The following is a 17,860-nucleotide window of genomic DNA, read 5'->3' on the forward strand; positions in this document are numbered from 1 at the left end:
TGCGCTTTGCACGCAAGCAGCCGTGCGCAATTAGGAGAACGTCACGCCGTTGTGGCAAAATAGCGGCAAACAGAAGCACAGTCAGGTGCTGATAGAATCTGGAGAATCACATGCAGCTTAAACGTGTGGCAGAAGCCAAACTGCCAACCCCATGGGGCGATTTTCTCATGGTGGGTTTTGAAGAACTGGCTACCGGGCAGGATCATGTTGCCCTGGTTTTTGGCGATATCTCGGGGCAGATCCCCGTTCTGGCTCGCGTACATTCAGAGTGCTTAACGGGCGATGCCCTTTTTAGTCTGCGTTGTGATTGCGGGTTTCAGCTAGAAGCGGCATTGTCGCACATTGCCGAAGAGGGCCGCGGCATCCTGCTATATCACCGTCAGGAAGGGCGCAATATTGGACTGCTGAACAAAATCCGCGCCTATGCTTTACAAGATCAGGGTTATGACACGGTCGAAGCTAACCATCAGCTCGGTTTTGCCGCCGATGAGCGCGACTTCACGCTGTGCGCCGATATGTTTAAGTTGCTCAACGTCGATCAAGTGCGTCTGTTAACCAACAATCCGAAGAAGGTCGAAATTCTGACCGAAGCAGGAATCAACATTGTTGAACGCGTACCGCTGATCGTGGGTCGTAACCCGAAAAACGCGCACTATCTGGATACGAAAGCCGCCAAAATGGGGCACTTGCTCAATAAATAATCCGGGCAGAAAGATTCAGGGCCAGCATACGCTGGCCCTCTTTGTTTAAAGCATCGTGGTTTATAGCATATTGCGAATGACATAATGCAGAATGCCATCGTTCTGGTAGTACGTCAGCTCAGTGGCGGTATCGATACGACAGCGGCAGTCTATAACGTCCAATTTGCCATCTGCTCGGGTTAGGGTCACCGGAACGGTCATCCCCGGCTGCAGTGATTGCAGGTTGCTGATATCGAGCCGCTCCTCGCCAGTGAGTCCCAGCGTTTTACGCGTAACTCCCTGCGGGAATTCTAACGGCAATATCCCCATCCCAATCAGGTTCGAGCGGTGGATACGCTCGAAAGATTCGGCAATAACCACCCTGACGCCAAGTAGACGCGGTCCTTTCGCTGCCCAGTCGCGGCTGGAGCCTGAGCCATACTCTTTCCCGGCGATCACCGCCAGCGGCGTGCCTTCATCTTTGTACAACATTGCCGCATCATAAATCGCGACAGGTTCACTATCGGGAAGATGGCGCGTCATCCCTCCTTCCACTCCGGGCACCATTTCGTTGCGAATACGGATATTGGCAAACGTACCGCGCATCATCACTTCGTGGTTTCCGCGTCGCGAACCGTAGGAGTTAAAATCGGTGCGTTCAACGCCATGATTTTGCAGATAGCGACCCGCCGGGCTGTCGGCTTTAATACTGCCTGCGGGAGAGATGTGGTCAGTCGTCACTGAGTCGCCCAGCATCGCAAGAATACGCGCGCCATGAATGTCTTCTACCGGTTTGGGTTCAACGCCCATGTCATCAAAGAACGGCGACAGGCGAATATAGGTTGAGTCATCCTGCCAGTCGTAGGTATCAGAGCGATCGACTTTTATCGACCGCCATTCGGGCGTCCCTTCAAACACCTCGGCGTACTCCTTATGGAACATCTCCGTCGAAACCTGCTCAACCGCACGCGCGACTTCTGCTCCACTTGGCCAGATATCTTTCAGATACACAGGCTGACCGTCTTTGCCGATGCCCAACGGATCGCGGGTCAGGTCGAGGTTCATATTACCCGCCAGCGCGTAAGCTACAACCAGAGGTGGCGAGGCCAGCCAGTTAGTTTTCACCAGCGGATGAATTCGCCCTTCAAAGTTACGGTTACCGGAAAGCACGGCCCCGACGGTCAAATCGCCCTGTTTGATTGCGCGCTCAATCGGATCCGGCAACGGCCCGGAGTTACCGATACAGGTAGTACAACCATACCCCACCAGGTTAAAGCCCAACTCATCAAGATATGGCGTCAACTTTGCGTGGGCCAAATAGTCGGAGACCACTTTCGAACCCGGCGCCAGCGAGGCCTTCACCCACGGCTGCGGCTTGAGTCCCCGCTCGACAGCATTTTTTGCCAGCAGGCCAGCGGCCATCAGCACGCTGGGGTTAGAAGTGTTGGTACATGAGGTAATCGCGGCAATCGCCACCGCACCATCCGGCAGCGAATATTGCTGTCCGTTCAACGTATAGTCGATGGGCCGTTTGTCTTTCTGCGCATGGTTAACTTCCAGCTCGGCGCTGGCGGCAAAAGCTTTAGGGACATCACCCAGAGCAACGCGATCCTGCGGGCGCTTCGGCCCTGCCAGGCTAGCTTCTACGGTCCCCATATCCAGCGCCAGAGAGCTGGTGAAGACCGGTTCGTCCCCTGGCTGTCGCCACATCCCCTGCGCTTTCGCATAGGCTTCCACCAGCGCCACCTGCTCTTCGCTGCGCCCGGTCAGGCGCATATAGCTCAGCGTGACGGCATCAATAGGGAAGAAACCGCATGTCGCGCCGTACTCCGGCGACATATTAGCGATGGTGGCACGGTCTGCCAGAGGTAATGAATCAAGTCCATCGCCGTAGAACTCGACAAATTTACCCACTACGCCGTGTTTGCGCAGCATTTGCGTCACGGTTAGCACCAGGTCGGTGGCGGTGATACCTTCACGCAGCTTGCCGCTCAGCTTGAAACCGACAACATCCGGGATCAGCATGGAAACAGGCTGCCCCAGCATCGCGGCCTCCGCTTCGATGCCGCCAACGCCCCACCCCAGTACGCCGAGGCCATTGATCATCGTAGTATGCGAGTCGGTCCCGACCAGGGTATCCGGGTACGCCACCCATTCGCCGTTTTGCTCTTCACTCCATACCGCCTTGCCAAGATACTCAAGGTTAACCTGGTGGCAAATCCCGGTGCCCGGCGGCACCACGCTGAAGCGGCTGAACGCCTGCTGTCCCCAGCGCAAAAATACGTAGCGTTCGTGGTTACGCTCCATCTCAAGACGGACGTTCTCTTCAAATGCATCATCATCGCCAAAGCGGTCTACCGTCACCGAGTGGTCAATGACCAGATCGACGGGAGAGAGCGGATTCACTTTGGCGGTATCGCCTCCCAGGCGTTTTACCGCTTCACGCATCGCTGCCAGATCCACCACTGCGGGAACACCGGTAAAATCCTGCATCAGCACACGCGCTGGTCGGTAGGCGATCTCTCGATCAGCATGAGCATTTTTCAGCCATCCGGCCAGGGCGTGAATGTCTTCGGCGGTCACCGAATCACCGTCCTGCCAGCGCAGAAGGTTCTCCAGTAGTACTTTGAGCGATTTAGGTAAACGTGATAGATCGCCCAATTCTTTGGCGGCCAGCGGTATGCTGTAGTAATGCCAGGTCTTATCATTAACCTGTAAGGTTTCCTTGCTGGCGGCTCGTAGGGTTGACGACATAGCTCCTCCTTAACATAGGGATAGCAAGCCCTGATCCTCCTCAGGGACATTATTAAAGATAACACATCTTTGACGTAACATTTTGATAACAACCCAAATTGCTAAAATCGATGAAACGCATCAAAACAGAAATTTTGAATAATGGGTGCTAAAAATATTGAGAAGGTTTGAATGAGGTGCGTTTTATTACTGCGGAGTTGTATTAGTACACGAGTACAAAAGAAGAACTAATCGCCACTATTTTGACGATTAGTTCAGCAGAGTAAATTTATAGAGAGAGACCAAAAAGACAAAAAATATATACTCCTTATGACTGTTATTTTATCGAATGGAAATAGTTCTCAAATCCAGTTTGTCATAAAAAAGACACAATTAATTTGACTGGAAATGTGCTCTAGTTAAGTAACCACACGTTGCAGACAACCAGAGCAATGACGCTCCAGAACATCGCAAGCCCAAGGATAACGGCGCTCCAGGCCTTACTTCTCAAAACCGGATCTATCTCAGTCTTGTCACGTTCCTGTGACATCGCATACTTCATATAATCGATATCACTAATCATTTTTTCACCACCAATCGTTAATAACAACTAAGTACAGATAAATCTTAATTATGGATTCAGTATTAATCCAGTGAATTTGCCTCTCGGAAGATAAATTTCATCAATACTTTGATCGTGACGGGTATATTTGCAAATGTGGTAGGATGAGTTAGCAAAAATTGTGATTCAGACGAGGTTTAGATATTCAATTATAGGCCATCATAGGATTTGGCATCCCCTTGAGGATGCCATTATTATTTATACCCGTCATACTTCAAGTTGCAGGTGTGTTGACTGCGCTCGTTCACCCGAATCACTTACCAGAGTAAGCTCATCGGGATTCACTCCCTTGCCGCCTTCCTGCAACTCGAATTATTTAGGGTATATACGCTTATTTTTCCGGTAACTTAATATCTTTGAACATCGCTTCAATATCTTCATTTGAACGCAATGCCACAGCGGTATCGACGACATCACGCGTCAGATGCGGGGCGAAACGTTGAATAAAATCATACATATAGCTTCGCAGGAAGGTACTGCGACGGAAGCCGATTTTAGTCGTGCTGTGGCTGAAAATATCGTTGGCATCAAGTTTGACCAGATCCGGATCGGAGACAGGATCTACCGCCATGCTAGCAATAACCCCTACCCCAAGGCCCAGGCGCACGTAAGTTTTTATTACATCAGCATCGGTTGCGGTAAAGACAATGCGTGGCGTCAACCCGGCACGGTTAAAAGCAGTGTCCAGCTCGGAACGACCGGTAAACCCGAAGGTGTAGGTCACCAGCGGATACTGCGCCAGTTCCTCGATAGATACCGAACCTCGGGAAGCCAGCGGGTGCTCCGGCGTCACAACCACGGAGCGGTTCCAGTGATAGCATGGCAGCATGACTAAATCATCATAGAGATGTAGCGCTTCTGTGGCGATCGCAAAATCTGCATTCCCTTTCGACACCGCCTCGGCTATTTGCGTTGGCGAGCCCTGGTGCATATGCAGCGAGACACGCGGATAGCGCTCGATAAACCCTTTAATTACGCCAGGAAGCGCATAGCGAGCCTGAGTATGAGTGGTCGCAACGTACAGCGAACCTTTATCAGGCCAGGTGTGCTCACCCGCCACAGCCTTTATCGCATCCACTTTCGATAAGACTTCACGAGCAATGCGGATGATCTCCTGCCCGGCGGGAGTCACCTGAGTTAAATGTTTGCCGCTGCGGGCGAAAATCTGAATTCCCAGCTCATCTTCCAGCATGCGGACCTGCTTGCTGATGCCTGGCTGTGAGGTATACAGCCCTTCGGCAGTAGAGGAGACGTTCAGATTATGGTTAACAACCTCAACGATGTAGCGGAGCTGCTGTAGTTTCATGGCTGATATCCGATAACGCGTAAAATGAACCCGCTTAATACATTTTACGTTCAGGCGACTTCCTGGCAGGCAAGCAATACCCTACCATCCCTGCGACTCGCCATGCTGGCGCCACAACGCATCCTGAAAACGATGATGTATAAGACGATTTGATAATAAAAAAGAGATTAGCTATAACCACTATATCATTTATATCTACAGTGTATAGATACTAACGAAAAATAATAAGCCGGTTATAAGGCGGGGAAAATACAGGATTAAATGTTGTAGATCAGTGACCTGTGATGTTAAAGAAGGGCCGCGATGCGGCCCTTCTTAGCGGTCATAGCGCTTACTTCTTCGCTTCAGTCCATTTGCCATCAATATAGAAGGCTGACCAGCCGGTCGCTTTACCGTCTTTCTCTGAAGCAACGTACTGTTGCTTAGTCTTACGGCTAAAACGCACCATTGTTTTGTTGCCTTCCGGATCCTGCTGCGGCGCATCGGCCAGATAACGCAGTTTCTCAGCCAGACGATCGCGGAAGCGATACAGCTCCTCCACTAACGGCGCGCGAGTTTCACGCGATTTAGGGAAGGTGTTCGCAGCCAGGAAAACACCTGCTGCGCCATCACGCAACACAAAGTAAGCGTCTGATTTCTCGCACGGGAGTTCTGGCAGCGGAACCGGATCTTCTTTCGGCGGTGCAACTTCCCCGTTACGCAGGATCTTACGCGTATTTTTACACTCATCGTTGGTACAAGCCATGTACTTACCAAAACGCCCCATCTTCAGGTGCATTTCGGAACCACATTTTTCACACTCAACGATCGGACCATCATAGCCCTTGATGCGGAACTCGCCCTCTTCGATCTCGTAGCCATCGCAGGTCGGGTTATTACCGCAGACGTGCAGTTTACGTTTCGGATCGATGAGGTAGCTGTCCATCGCCGTGCCGCATTTCTGGCAGCGACGTTTGGCGCGCAACGCGTTGGTTTCGGCGTCATCACCTTCCAGCACGTTCAGCACTTCGTTTTCTGGCACCAGGTTGATGGTAGTCTTGCAGCGCTCTTTCGGCGACAGCGCATAGCCTGAGCAACCAAGGAAAACGCCGGTCGTCGCGGTACGGATGCCCATCTGACGGCTACAGGTCGGACAGTCGATGCTGGTCAGCACCATCTGGTTCGGCTGCATACCGCCCTCTTCAGGGGCTTTTTCTGCTTTTTCCAGCTGGTTGGTGAAGTCGCCGAAGAAGCTATCGAGCACCTTCTTCCACTCGGCTTCGTGGTTAGCCACCTGGTCAAGACTGTTTTCCATCTGTGCGGTAAAGTCGTAGTTCATCAGCTCGCGGAAGTTGGCTTCCAGACGATCGGTAACGATCTCACCCATTTTCTCTGCGTAGAAACGACGGTTTTCACTGCGCACATAACCGCGATCCTGAATGGTCGAAATGATCGACGCATAGGTGGACGGACGGCCGATACCGCGTTTTTCCAGCTCTTTAACCAAAGAAGCTTCGCTAAAGCGCGCAGGCGGTTTGGTAAAGTGCTGTGCCGGGAGCAGTTCAACCAGGCTTAAGCTATCGCCCTGTTTAACCACCGGCAAAACCCTGTCTTCATCGCCTTTACGCAGCGCTGGCATCACTTTCGTCCAGCCATCAAAGCGCAGCGTACGACCGCGCGCCTTGAGCTTAAAATCACCCGCTTTTACGGTCAGCGTGGTGGAGTCGTATTGCGCAGGCGTCATCTGACAGGCGACAAACTGACGCCAGATCAGTTGATACAGTTTCTGCGCATCCGCTTCCATATCTTTCAACGATTCCGCCACCACGTTCACGTCGGAAGGACGAATCGCTTCGTGCGCTTCCTGCGAATTCTCTTTGCTGGTGTACTGATTGGCGTTTTCCGGCAGGTATTTCTTGCCGAAATTATCGCCAATATAATCACGAACCATATTTACTGCATCCTGACTCAGGTTGGTGGAGTCAGTACGCATGTAGGTGATGTAGCCCGCTTCATACAAACGCTGCGCCATCATCATGGTTTTCTTCACCCCGAAGCCCAGACGCGTGCTGGCCGCTTGCTGCAGAGTGGAGGTAATAAATGGTGCGCCAGGCTTGCTGCTGGTTGGCTTGTCTTCGCGCTCAAGGACGCTATAACCCGCTTTTTCCAGCAGGCTGACCGCCGCCATGGTTTCGTCACGATTGACCGGACGGAATGGCTTGTCGGCTTTATGCGTTACCTGCAACGCCAGAGCGTCGCCACCAGGCGTGGTGGTGTTGGCGTCAATTTCCCAGAACTCTTCCGGAACAAACGCTTTAATTTCGCGTTCACGCTCAACAACCAGACGTACGGCAACGGACTGAACGCGGCCTGCGGACAGACCACGAGCAATTTTTTTCCACAACAGTGGAGACACCATGTAACCCACAACGCGGTCCATAAAACGACGCGCCTGCTGGGCGTTAACACGGTCAATATTCAGTTCGCCCGGCTTTTCAAAAGCCTGACGGATAGCATTTTTGGTGATCTCATTGAACACCACGCGACTATAGCGCTGCTCATCACCACCGATAACTTCCCGCAGGTGCCATGCAATGGCTTCCCCTTCGCGGTCAAGGTCGGTTGCGAGGTAGATGTGGTCGGCTTTTTCTGCCAACTGCTTGAGTTCCGCGACGACCTTTTCTTTACCCGGAAGTATTTCATAGTGCGCATCCCAGTCATGCCACGGGTCCACGCCCATACGATTGACCAGAGCACCACGTTCATCCTTCTTAGGCTTTTTAGCCCCTTTGGTGGCGGTAGAGTCGGCGCTCTTTTTGGAAGCTGAGCCACTGGTCGGCAAATCGCGGATATGACCGACGCTGGATTTCACCACGTAGTCATTACCCAGATACTTATTGATCGTTTTGGCTTTTGCCGGGGACTCAACGATAACGAGAGCTTTACCCATATTCACCTTTACCTAATTTGATTCATCCAGGAATACATCGCACATTGATTCACCATCCACTGGCGACACGTCACAACCTAATGTTGCGTCGTTGTCGATGGATATCAACCCTTTGCATTGGTTTCACATCCATAAAACCAGATTGCTGAGTTTGCTGGCTTTATCTTGCCAGGCGACATAGCACGAATAATTTTTGGCCGAATGTCAAGCAAATCTGCTGCCAGATCGCTGAAAGCGTCACACTGTACCTGATAAAATTCGTTACGCAACTTTATTAGCATGCAAAAGCAAATCCCGCCACTAAACTGATGTTTATTAGGCCCTCTGCGGTTCCCCCAACAAGATTAATGGAAAATTTGCCCCTCGCCGCCGCGCGGCGTAGACTACCGGCGAAGAACCACAGGAGGCATTTATGCAAGGTACAACCCAACCCATCGATCGCCAGACGCTGCTTGAAAAAGCCAATAAACTCATTCGCGAACATGAGGATACGTTAGCCGGGATCGAGGCTACCGACGTCGTTCAGCGTAACGGCGTGCTGGTGTTCAGCGGCGAGTTTTATCTTGATGAGCAGGGTCTGCCAACGGCAAAAAGTACGGCGGTATTTAATATGTTCAAATACCTCGCACATGAGCTGTCTGATAAATATCACCTGGCAGATTAACCATTACCTGCCGGGCTAATGCGACAACGCGAGGCTTGAGCCTCGCGTTGTTTTGTTTACATCAGCGGTTTTTGCCCGCGCTGCCACCATCGTAGCAGCAGTTTGTCAGCACTTTCAGCCGCGCTGCCGGTAAAGCGGTCGAGCATCTTCTTACGTTGTTGATAACGCACGCTGATGACCTCGTGCTTATCCATCAGTCCCAGCAGCAGTTCATCACTGGTTTCCACCTCGTCCACCAGGCCTTTTTCCAGCGCCTGAGTACCGTACCAATGTTCGCCGGTCGCCACCTGCTCAATATCCAACGAGGGACGCATCTGGTGAACAAAATCTTTGAACAGCCGATGCGTATCGTTCAGGTCTTCGCGGAATTTCTGTCGCCCTTCTTCGGTATTTTCGCCCAGCATCGTCAGGGTACGTTTGTACTGTCCGGCCGTATGCAGTTCAATGTCGATATCTTTGTTTTTCAGGAAGCGATTGATGTTAGGGATCTGCGCCACGACGCCAATAGAACCAAGGATGGCAAACGGCGCAGAGACGATTTTATTCGCCACGCAGGCCATCATGTAGCCACCGCTGGCCGCTACTTTATCTACCGCTACCGTTAACGGGATCTGTTTATCACGAAGGCGCTGCAGCTGCGAAGCGGCAAGACCATAGCCATGCACCACGCCGCCGGGGCTTTCCAGGCGAATAACCACCTGATCCCGCGCTTTCGCCGCTGCCAGCACCGCGGTAATTTCTTCACGCAGGCTGCTGACTTCGTGAGCATCCATACTGCCTTTAAAATCCAGCACCCAAACGCGCGGCTTGCCTTCTGGCTCTGCTGTGCCCAACTTCGCGCGCGCCTTTGCCGCTTTTGCTTCCTGCTTAAGCTTTTTCTTTTGCCCTTTGTGCCACAGTTTTTGCTGTGGGCCGTCGAGCAACGAAACCGCCAGCTCTTCCTTCATCTCCTTATATTGCTCGCTAAGATTGGTCACCCGGAGCTCACCGCGCTGCCTTTTGCGCTGAGTCAGGTTAACAATAATGGCGACGACAACCGCAATAGCGACAACAATGGTCGCGATTTTGGCCAAAAACAGGCCATATTGAGCAAGTAATTCCACGTTTTCACCTTGTGTAAAGCACTGACGTTGACGCACAGTGTACATCAGCCATCTGCGAGAAGTCTTTGTGCTTTGCGTCGCATGCGAGGCGCATTCCTGTTTTTTTCAGCGACGATGAAATCGTTGCAAGATATTAATTCCGCGAAGACTTTCCGTTTCGCTGATTGCAATAGCAGGCACTTTCAGGCATAAAGCGCAAAAGTAAGATACCGAATAGCCAGCGCGATCGTCAGCAGATCGCCCGAGGAGTCGCCGTGCATTATCAACCGCAACGTCACCTGTTACAGGACCGCATCATCCTGGTTACCGGCGCCAGCGACGGCATTGGCCGTGAAGCCGCCCTGACCTATGCCCGCTACAGCGCCAGCGTGATCCTGGTTGGCCGTAATGAAGAGAAGCTGCGTCGCGTCGCACAAGAGATTCAGCAAGCAGGAGGTATTCCTGCCCCATGGTTCACGCTTGACCTGTTGACCTGCACGCCGCAGGAGTGCCAGCAGTTGGCGCAGAAGATTGCTATTCACTACCCGCGTCTCGACGGCGTCCTGCACAACGCGGGTCTGCTGGGCGATATCTGCCCAATGGATGAACAAAAGCCGGATGTATGGCAGCAGGTTATGCAGGTGAACGTAAATGGCACCTTTATGCTCACTCAGGCATTGCTTCCTTTATTACTCAAATCTGAGTCCGGTTCTCTGGTCTTCACCTCCTCTAGCGTGGGTCGTCAGGGGCGAGCGAACTGGGGTGCTTATGCGGCGTCCAAATTTGCCACCGAAGGCATGATGCAGGTGCTGGCTGAGGAGTACCAAAGCCGCCATCTGCGGGTTAACTGCATCAATCCTGGCGGCACGCGCACCAAAATGCGCGCCAATGCTTTCCCAACCGAAGATCCGCAAAAATTGAAAACGCCTGCCGATATCATGCCGGTTTATCTGTGGCTGATGGGCGACGACAGCCGTCGCAAGACGGGAATGACTTTTGACGCCCAACCGGGCCGCAAACCAGGAATCGCACAATGAGTGATGAACGTTACCGTGAGCGCCAGCAGCGGGTAAAAGATAAGGTCGATGCCCGCGTGGCGTCAGCCCAGGAAGAACGTGGCATTGTGATTGTGTTTACCGGCAACGGTAAAGGCAAAACTACCGCCGCTTTTGGCACCGTTACCCGCGCCGTCGGGCATGGCAAAAAGGCCAGTGTTGTGCAATTTATTAAAGGCACCTGGCCGAACGGCGAGCGCAATCTGCTTGAACCGCACGGCGTTGAATTTCAGGTGATGGCCACCGGCTTCACCTGGAATACTCAGGATCGCGAAAGCGATACAGCCGCCTGCCTCGCCGTCTGGGAACATGGGCGCAGAATGCTGGCCGATGAAAGCCTGGATCTCGTTTTACTGGACGAGCTAACCTACATGGTGGCCTATGACTACCTGCCGCTGGAAGACGTGCTGACTGCTCTGCGCAACCGCCCTGCGCATCAAACGGTCATTATTACTGGTCGCGGTTGCCATCGTGAAATTACCGAACTGGCCGATACCGTCAGCGAATTGCGTCCTGTTAAGCACGCGTTTGATGCCGGAATTAAGGCGCAGATGGGGATCGATTACTAAGCGTCAGTCGTTCAAGTAACGCATAATTAAGCGGCAGGCACAGGCAATCTTCCCCCATCGCCAGTTCGCTTTCGAGAATGTTTTGCCGCGAGACAAAGCGTTTACGATATTCGGTCGGCGTCACCCCACAGTATTTATTAAATGCGGCAATCAGGTATTTATGCTCCTGAAAGCCGCAGCTGTGGCTGATATCGGTGATTGGCGTGCGGGTGTCGCGCAGTAGGGTGCGGGCTTTATTCAGCCGAACCAGCGTCAAATACTCTTTGAAATTATGCCGACTGACCTTTTTAAACAGCCGCGAAAACCATGAGTAGCTCATCCCGCTATGGCTGGCGACTTCGCTCAGGGTCAGCGGTTGGTCAAAATGCTGATTAATAAAATCAATGCCTTTCTTGATCATCGCCTCTTCACGCAGCGTACTTTCCGCATGTTGCGTCGGCTTCCCGGCGGTCACTATCGCATCTAATAACAGATAAATCGCCGCGATGCGTTGAAACGGCGGGTGGTTATCAATCAACCGCTCCAGTAATGCCACCAGGCGTCGATGTACGTCGTTGTCAGTTGACGAATAAACCTGCCCGGAAGTGCACCAACTCAGCAGTGGAGAAGGATGTAGCTCATCAAACAGGCCGGGAGAAAACTGTACGGTCACCAGTTGGCTTCCCGTCTCCTCCGCGCTAAGCGAGTGCACTTCTTCAGCGTTGATATACAGCATATCCCCCTGCGCCAGCTCCACGCTTTGCTGCCCCACGGAGACCGTAAAGCGCCCCGCCAGCACGGTAATCAGCTCCGGAGCCGGATGCCAGTGAGGTTCGCAGTAACGCACCTCGGCGGCAAACACGTTCAGCTTCTCTGCGTCAAAAGCAATCAGCTCATAGCCGCTGTTTACCGTCTGCCGTCCGGTTTGCATCACTGCGCGAGAATGAGTGACTGAAAAAGGGAACATGCGCAATCTCCTATGGTTAGCCGTTAATTACGCCCCGCCAGCACGGCATTGAGCTCATCACGATCGATATCCAATGCCAAGAATTCAGTCAACGCGATCAGCAACCCGCAGAACAGATCCGGAGCCAGTCGAATCAGCTTTTCACGCACCTGATCCACCGGCAACAGGCTCTTATCAGCGATCAGATTCACCACGCGGGCAAAGGCCTCCGGCTGTTGGATCAGCTGCTGGAGCGAATTATCATCGCGTAGAGGCACATAGCGCTGCGGGCAGTCCACTGTCATTTCTGCACAGAGCGGCAGGTCGCGGGATGAGCTACCAACGCGGAGCTTCCAGAGACCCGGCGTCACTACCCAGTCGCCAAGGCCTGGGTGGTAACAGGCCAGCTCGGCAACAGGCAGTTGCAGGCTCACGCGACGAGTTTCCCCTGCGGCCAGTTCAACTTTACTGAACGCCTTCAATGCTTGCACTTCACGAATCAGTTCCCCGTCAGGCGCACTTACATATAGCTGAACAACCTCTTTACCGGCGAATGCTCCGCAGTTGGTCAGATCAAACGAAACGGTGAGGGTCTCATTTTCCCCTAATCGGGAGGCTGAGAGCACGATATTATCGTAAACAAATCGGGTATAGCTTAAGCCAAAGCCGAACGGAAACAGCGGCGTCAGGCGGCGTTTATCGTAGTAACGATAGCCGACAAAAAGCCCTTCTCCGTAGTGATGACGTAGATTCTCTCCCGGATAGTGCAGCCATGCGGGGGTCTCTTCCAGCGAATTGGGAACCGTCACGGTTAATTTACCGCACGGGTTACGCTGGCCGAAGAGAATTTCCGCCACCGCGCGGCCCATGCCCTGCCCGGCGAAGAAAGTTTCCAGCAGCGCTTTACACTCGCCAAGCCATGGCATGACGACCGCATCGCTGTTGGCCAGCACCACCACCACATTTGGCTGGACCGCCGCCACTTCCCGGATCAGTCGCTCATGAACCGGCAGAATATTCAGGTCCTGACGATCGCCATTCTCGCCATCTTCACCGACAGCGGTGCTGACAAAGATCACCGCCACATCCGCCTCCTGCGCAACGGCGCGGGCCTGCGCCAAAGCCTGTTCATCACAGCGCAGATCGTCCGGGGCACCCACCGCCCAGGAGACGCTAAAATCATCCCCGGCGAGGTCAAAAATTTCATCCAGCGGACGATCCAGCAGATAGGGTACGGTGGTTGCGCATCCGGAGCCCTGAATCACCGGCTCCTGCGCCGGCTTACCCAGCACCGCGATGCGTGGCGTCTTCCCTGAGCGCAGCGGCAGCAGATCATCTTCATTTTTCAGCAAGACGATAGATTCGGCTGCCAGTTGTTGCGCCAGCGCATGGTGCGCCGGAAAATCAGCGCGCGTTTGCGGACGACGATGACGCTGGACTTTATCCAGCAGCGCCAACATTCGCTGACAAGCGCGATCCACGACTGCCATCGGCACCTCGCCTGATTCAATCGCCGCCAGCAACGTTTGTTTATCGCGTCGGGTTTCCGGCATCGCAAGGTCGTTGCCCGCCATCAGTGAGGCCGGACGGTCCTTAATCCCGTACCAGTCGGACATCACCAGGCCGTCATATCCCCACTCATCGCGTAGCACCTGGGTGAGCAAAAACGGGTCCTGGGACGTCTGCACCCCGTTAAGGCGATTGTAAGAGGACATCACCGTCCACGGCTGGGATTTCTTAATCGCGCGCTGGAAACCCGCCAGATAGATTTCGCGCAGCGCCCGCTCTTCAATAATCGAGTCCATTTCCGTGCGGCGGTACTCCGAGTTATTCGCTGCAAAGTGCTTCAGGCTGGCACCAACGCCCTCCTGTTGCAGGCCGTTAATCAGCGCCGCGGCGATGTCGCCGCTGACTACCGGGTCTTCGGCGTAATATTCATAGCCGCGGCCCGCCAGCGGAGTGCGACGAATGTTGATGCCCGGGCCAAGCAGGATCCCAACGCCCATCTGCTGACACTCTGTCCCCAGCGCTTGCCCCATCTGATGAACCAGCTCCACATCCCAACTACAGGCCAGGCTAGAGCCATTCGGAAAGCAGGTTGCCGGAAGCGAGGCGCTGAAAAGCGCTTCACTGCCCCCCTTCGCTGCAGACTCTTCTGCGCTGGCCTGGTCTGCGGTCTGGGTGATGACCGAGATAAAGTCATCCATGCTCCACTTTTCACGGCCATCAATTTGCGCACTGCTGTAACGAACGCCGTAAGTACCGTCCGTCATGACGATATCTGCAATACCATGCTGTGGTAGAGAAGCCGTGCGCCACAGGCCGCTACCGGTCAACAGCGCCACTTTGTCTTCCACGCTCATCGCGGCGAGGGTCGTGTTAAAATCGTTATTCATCTCTCTGGCTCCCTGAGGTTAAAGCGCGTTCTGTTGTTTACGCAGGCTGATTTTTTGCACAATATCGCGATAGGTTTTTTCATCCAGCGAATAGCAGGCGACAAATATTGCGCTTAGCGCAAACATCGCACCGGGAAATATCGTCATCAAAATATTAATACCATTGATTGCGCTGCTCGAAATATTGCCAGCATCATAATGATAATAATCCAGCATCCACCCTGCGCAGCCGCCGCCAATCGCCATCGATATTTTGGTGATAAAATTAAAGAAGCCATAAATTGCGCCTTCAGTCCGCACACCATGATGCCACTCAGCATATTCAACGGTATCGGCAATCATTGACCACATGGAAACAAACCCCATCCCTAACGTAATACTGTACAAGCATACCCCAGTCATGATCAGCCAGATATTGTCGCCGGCAATAAAATATTGCATTAGCACACCGAAGATACCAATCAGCAGCGCAACCAGCGTCATTTTCTTCTTACCGATCAGCGCAATGACTTTTTCCGAAATAACGGTACCTACGATATAGGCCGCTGACTGAATCATAAAGAAGGTTGAGGTAAATCCTTCATTACCGATAATATATTTAATAAAGTAGATCGCTATTGCCATCCATACGGTATAGGCAATATAGAAAAAGACGGTAAACAGCGACAGGTTAATCAGCGGTGTGTTACCTGCCACCGCGCGGAGCATTTCCCTTAACGTCGGCGCAGGCGTCTCCTCTTCTTCACCTACCCGTTCTGTAGTCATTCCAAAGCAGGCAAGGAACAAGAAAGTCGCCAGCAGAGCGAAGCAAGAGACCGCAAAAACGTAGCCCAACTGCTTATCGTCAAACGGTGAAATCAGCATATCCGCGGTAGTTGAAACAATCAGATAGCCGACAATCGCCAATACAAAGCGGTATACCGAGAGCGATGAGCGGGACGCTTCATGCTGAGTCAAACGGTTGGTTAACGCTGAGTATGGCGTGTTCACCGCCGTATATGCCAGACAGTAAATAGTATAAGAGATCAACGCAAAATAGAATTTCGCCTCGCCACCAAAAGGCACAAAACACAATACGGTTAAAAAACCGAGCGGTATTGATCCATATAATAACCATGGACGTAATTTGCCGTAGCGGCTATGCGTTTTATCGATAGCAAAACCAATCAAGATATTAAAAATGGCATCAATAACGCGAGCAATAACAAAAATCAAACTCGCCTGCGCTGCGCTAATGCCGTAAATGTTAGTATAGAAATATAATAAGAAAAGTGAAACAAAGCCGAATGATAAATTAGAGGAAAAGTCACCAAAGCCGTAGCCTATTTTTTCTTTCACGCCGATAACCACATAGCTTGCCGATAGTTTTCCTGCTGTATCCATTTTTGGCTACCCGTTTATGTAATCAGTGGCGTCAGTATATGGCGTTGGCTGGCACAGCGCTTTGCGTTATTTGTCCGGGGAATTCCCGTTTTTTGTCTTTATGCAGAAGTGTGAAAGATATCACAGGCGGGAGAAAATAAAGCGAAAATTCCGGCGGTTACCCGCCGGAACGAAAGTCATTAACCGTTACCGTTATTACGGCTGCTGGAGCGACGGCTATTATTGTTATTGCCGACCTGGCTGTGGCGCTTGACCGCACGGCGAATTTGGTTCGCTTTCATGCGACGACGATCTTTCTCGACCGCCACTTTTGAGGTGGTTTCCGGCGTCAACTCCACCAGCTCACGCAGGTAGTTGGTTTGCGCCAGATCCAGCTCGGTATAGCCGCCGCGAGGCAGGCCTTTCGGCAGCGGAATATCACCATAACGAACGCGGATCAGACGGCTAACCTGTACGCCAACGGCTTCCCACAAGCGGCGAACTTCACGGTTACGCCCTTCGGTCAGCGTCACGTTGTACCACTGGTTAATCCCTTCACCACCGGTGAATTTGATGGTTTTAAACGCCGCCGGACCGTCTTCCAGCTGTACGCCACGAGACAGTTGACGAAGTTTATCTTCATCAACCTGACCAAACACGCGCACGGCGTATTCGCGTTCAACTTCACGGCTCGGATGCATCAGGCGATTTGCCAGTTCACCGTCGGTGGTGAACAGCAGCAGACCGCAGGTATTTACATCCAGACGCCCCACGGCAATCCAGCGCGCGCCGCGCAGTTTTGGCAGACGATCGAATACCGTCGGACGCCCTTCAGGGTCGTTACGGGTACACAGCTCGCCTTCTGGCTTGTAGTACGCCAGCACGCGACAGATTTGTTCCGCAGACTCTTTCACCGAAATCAGGTGACCATCGATACGAATTTTTAAACCAGGGACAATTTCAACGCGATCGCCGAGAGTTGCGATTTTGCCATCGACGCTGACGCGGCCAGCTTCAATTTTAGATTCAATTTCACGGCGGGAGCCGTGGCCAGCGCGGGCCAGCACTTTTTGTAATTTCTCGCTCATTGAGCATCCTTAAGGTGTCGCCTTCCCAGGCGTCTGGTATACTTCGAAAAACATGACGCTATCAAAATTATGATCTAACGCCATGTTCTGTATATATATTTTGCATCCAGGCATATCATGTTCTGCGTCGTTTTAACGGCCACAATTGAGACATGCCCTCTCGCGTGGGCGAACATGGTACACGAACTTGAAGATGAATGCTTCTTTGCGTTTCATGTGGCCGCGCTTTTCCACCAGGATACAAACAATCCTTATGAATTATGATTCATGCTGACGGATTTTCCTGTGGCCGGAAAGGCCGGTCATCAGGCTTTCGGGACACAGAGGCGTTGAAGTTCATCATTGCGGGTCAGTGCCTGCTCGGTTGCGGCCCTGTTTCATCAATAACACTAATGATTGTATTGCCATTTATAATTTTTAGGATTATTCTCAATTCACATTTCGTTTTA

13 protein-coding genes are annotated in these 17,860 nt (G+C 52.5%); 4 read left to right on the forward strand and 9 right to left on the reverse strand.

The window, feature by feature from the left end; genetic code table 11:
* Positions 1–110 precede the first annotated feature (110 nt).
* Positions 111–701, forward strand: a complete 591-nt coding sequence (ribA, locus tag HV213_RS16340; protein WP_110273498.1) for a GTP cyclohydrolase II — start codon at positions 111–113, stop codon at positions 699–701.
* A 60-nt stretch (positions 702–761) separates the two neighbouring features.
* Here the strand turns inward: ribA and acnA are convergent, their stop codons facing one another.
* The 4 genes from acnA to topA all read right to left on the reverse strand — a co-directional run bounded on the left by acnA (position 762) and on the right by topA (position 8,270).
* Entirely contained in the window at positions 762–3,434 is a 2,673-nt protein-coding gene (gene acnA / locus HV213_RS16345; protein WP_181482503.1) for an aconitate hydratase AcnA, read from the reverse strand.
* A gap of 394 nt (positions 3,435–3,828) precedes the next feature.
* Positions 3,829–3,996 (reverse strand): YmiA family putative membrane protein, encoded by a 168-nt coding sequence (locus HV213_RS16350; RefSeq protein WP_110273500.1) that lies wholly within the window; start codon positions 3,994–3,996, stop codon positions 3,829–3,831.
* Between the two features lie 370 nt (positions 3,997–4,366).
* On the reverse strand, positions 4,367–5,341 hold the full coding sequence (cysB, locus tag HV213_RS16355) for an HTH-type transcriptional regulator CysB (protein ID WP_181482504.1): 975 nt from the start codon (positions 5,339–5,341) through the stop codon (positions 4,367–4,369).
* A 331-nt stretch (positions 5,342–5,672) separates the two neighbouring features.
* Positions 5,673–8,270 carry a type I DNA topoisomerase gene (topA, locus tag HV213_RS16360; protein WP_181482505.1) on the reverse strand — a complete coding sequence of 866 codons (2,598 nt, stop codon included), beginning with the start codon at positions 8,268–8,270 and terminating at the stop codon, positions 5,673–5,675.
* Between the two features lie 412 nt (positions 8,271–8,682).
* Here topA and HV213_RS16365 point away from each other — a divergent pair, with 412 nt between their 5' ends.
* A complete protein-coding gene (locus HV213_RS16365; RefSeq protein ID WP_004101388.1) occupies positions 8,683–8,934 on the forward strand; it encodes a YciN family protein in 252 nt (83 codons plus the stop codon).
* Between the two features lie 56 nt (positions 8,935–8,990).
* Here the strand turns inward: HV213_RS16365 and sohB are convergent, their stop codons facing one another.
* A complete protein-coding gene (sohB, locus tag HV213_RS16370) occupies positions 8,991–10,037 on the reverse strand; it encodes a protease SohB (protein WP_110273653.1) in 1,047 nt (348 codons plus the stop codon).
* A gap of 254 nt (positions 10,038–10,291) precedes the next feature.
* Between sohB and HV213_RS16375 the strand changes: the two genes are divergently transcribed.
* Positions 10,292–11,053 (forward strand): YciK family oxidoreductase, encoded by a 762-nt coding sequence (locus HV213_RS16375; protein WP_110273503.1) that lies wholly within the window; start codon positions 10,292–10,294, stop codon positions 11,051–11,053.
* Positions 11,050–11,640, forward strand: coding sequence for a cob(I)yrinic acid a,c-diamide adenosyltransferase (gene cobO, locus HV213_RS16380; protein ID WP_181482506.1), 591 nt, complete (start codon positions 11,050–11,052; stop codon positions 11,638–11,640). Before HV213_RS16375 ends, cobO begins: the two co-directional genes overlap by 4 nt.
* Here cobO and HV213_RS16385 read toward each other — a convergent pair.
* The 4 genes from HV213_RS16385 to rluB form a co-directional block, all read right to left on the reverse strand.
* A complete protein-coding gene (locus HV213_RS16385; RefSeq protein WP_181482507.1) occupies positions 11,612–12,586 on the reverse strand; it encodes a helix-turn-helix transcriptional regulator in 975 nt (324 codons plus the stop codon). The two genes, cobO and HV213_RS16385, sit on opposite strands and share 29 nt — an antisense overlap.
* A gap of 23 nt (positions 12,587–12,609) precedes the next feature.
* Entirely contained in the window at positions 12,610–14,961 is a 2,352-nt protein-coding gene (locus HV213_RS16390; protein ID WP_181482508.1) for a beta-glucosidase family protein, read from the reverse strand.
* A gap of 18 nt (positions 14,962–14,979) precedes the next feature.
* Entirely contained in the window at positions 14,980–16,344 is a 1,365-nt protein-coding gene (locus HV213_RS16395) for an MFS transporter (RefSeq protein WP_181482509.1), read from the reverse strand.
* 179 nt (positions 16,345–16,523) lie between these two features.
* Positions 16,524–17,411, reverse strand: coding sequence for a 23S rRNA pseudouridine(2605) synthase RluB (rluB, locus tag HV213_RS16400; RefSeq protein ID WP_110273507.1), 888 nt, complete (start codon positions 17,409–17,411; stop codon positions 16,524–16,526).
* Positions 17,412–17,860 lie beyond the last annotated feature (449 nt).

Origin of the sequence: Klebsiella sp. RHBSTW-00484, from assembly GCF_013705725.1 — a bacterium.
Lineage (GTDB): Bacteria > Pseudomonadota > Gammaproteobacteria > Enterobacterales > Enterobacteriaceae > Klebsiella.